Genomic DNA, 1,659 nt, shown 5'->3' with positions numbered 1-1,659 from the left:
ACTTCGATCTGGAACGCCTGGGTCGGCTGCCCGAAGCGGGACTGCCGGATCACCTGCGCATACATCTTCGCCGGCACATGGCCCAGCGGCGGCATCTCGCCGATTTCGTACAGGTCCTTCAGGGTCTCGGTCGTCATCGTCTTCACTCCGTGAGCTCATCGGGCGGGCTGCAGCCTGTCCCTTCGCGTGTGGTGCCGGCGCCGGCCGGGTCCACGTAATGCTACCCGAAGCCCATCGACCAGTAAATGGGGATTCGCTTGGAGCTATAGCCGAAGCGTATACCTCAGGCAAAAGACCCGACGAGGATTTCGCGAAACTCTCGTGCGCTCCGGTAGCACGCATCCACCACCGCGTGCGCGGCCCGCGCGGTCGAAAAATCCGGGAAGGCCGGCCGCCCGTCCCGCACCGCCTGCAGGAAGGCGACGTCCTCGAGCATCCCCTGCCGCGCCAGTTCCGCCTCGCCCGGGGTGAGCCCGGCCAGCGCCACGTAGCGCTCGAACACCTCATCGGCGCTCAGCTCCTGGAGCGGTCCGCTCCGGCCCTGGTACCGGATCGGGCCGAGGAAATCGTGGTCGGTCGCGAAATACCCACCCTCGAAGAACACCTCGAGGAACCGCGTCGACGGCCGATCGTCGAGGCTGTGCCAGACCGAGCTCAGGGTCGTCTGGTGCCCGCCCTCGTGCTGGAACGTCACCAGCGCGACGTCTTCGATGCCCGGGTGCCCCGGCGTGGCCTCCCGCGTATGGCAACGCACGGCCCGAATCTCGCCGAACAGCCAGCGGAACACGTCGACATCGTGAATCGAGTGCTCGATGAGCGTCCCGCCCCCGGCGCGTTCGAAGCTGCCGCGCCAGGTGCTATTGTAATGCCCGCGCACCGGGAAGAACTGGTCGTCGCGCAGGTGTGCGGTCAGCAGCGGGCCCAGCCCCGGCGCCGAGATCAGCTCCGCCAGTACCGTCAGCACCGGCGAGTAGCGCAGCACCAGCCCGACCTGGTTGATGACCCCCGCCCGGTCGACCGCCGCCGCCATCGCATCGACCTCGTCCAGCGTCCGCGCCAGCGGCTTCTCGCAGAAAATATGCAGGCCACGCGCCGCCGCCGCCTCCACCAGCGCCGGGTGTTCTGCCGTCTCCGTGCAGATGTAGACGCAGTTGAGGCCCGGGTACTCCAGCAGCTCCTCGGCGGTGTCGGTGACCAGCTCCGCGCCGGTGATCGCCGCGAACGCCTCAGCCCGGGACCGGTCGCGGTCGCACACCGCCACGTACCGGGCCTCGACCACGCCCGAGCGAATGGCGCCGCGCAGGTTGCGCGAGTGGAAGCGGCCGATGTGGCCGCAGCCGATGAGACCGACGACAGGAATGGGCACCGGGAATACCGCCTGGGCGAATTTGCGGGCATTTTACGGCCGCCTTGCTGCCCGCTGGTGAACCCGCCGGGCACCGGTCGCATCCTGTTGCTACGGCCGCCAGCGGAAGGATCCACCTGGGGGCGCAAGTGACCTTCCGCGGGCGGCCGTTCTCTGTCTCCTTCAGGCCCCGCAAAGGTTGCGTTTGCCCGCCCGGCATCCGAAACTCACGGTGTTCCCCGGTAGCTCAACGGTAGAGCGCGCGGCTGTTAACCGCTAGGTTCGAGGTTCGAATCCTCGCCGGGGAGCCATCC

The 1,659-nt window shown here is 68.2% G+C and carries 1 protein-coding gene, 1 tRNA gene and 1 pseudogene; 1 reads left to right on the top strand and 2 read right to left on the bottom strand.

The window, feature by feature from the left end:
* A pseudogene (locus VAE46_RS13560) lies at positions 1–137 on the bottom strand (crotonyl-CoA carboxylase/reductase); the annotation flags it as partial.
* 146 nt (positions 138–283) lie between these two features.
* Complete coding sequence (locus tag VAE46_RS08680; protein ID WP_322796534.1) at positions 284–1,366, bottom strand: Gfo/Idh/MocA family oxidoreductase; 1,083 nt, start codon at positions 1,364–1,366, stop codon at positions 284–286.
* Positions 1,367–1,581: 215 nt separating this feature from the next.
* Between VAE46_RS08680 and VAE46_RS08675 the strand changes: the two genes are divergently transcribed.
* A tRNA-Asn gene (locus tag VAE46_RS08675) sits at positions 1,582–1,656 on the top strand.
* The last annotated feature ends 3 nt before the right edge of the window (positions 1,657–1,659 follow it).

Origin of the sequence: Tepidiforma sp., assembly GCF_034433535.1 — a bacterium.
Taxonomy (GTDB): Bacteria; Chloroflexota; Dehalococcoidia; order Tepidiformales; family Tepidiformaceae; genus Tepidiforma.
The sequence above is the reverse complement of the archived record's forward strand: the minus strand, read 5'-3'. Positions and strand labels throughout refer to the sequence as shown.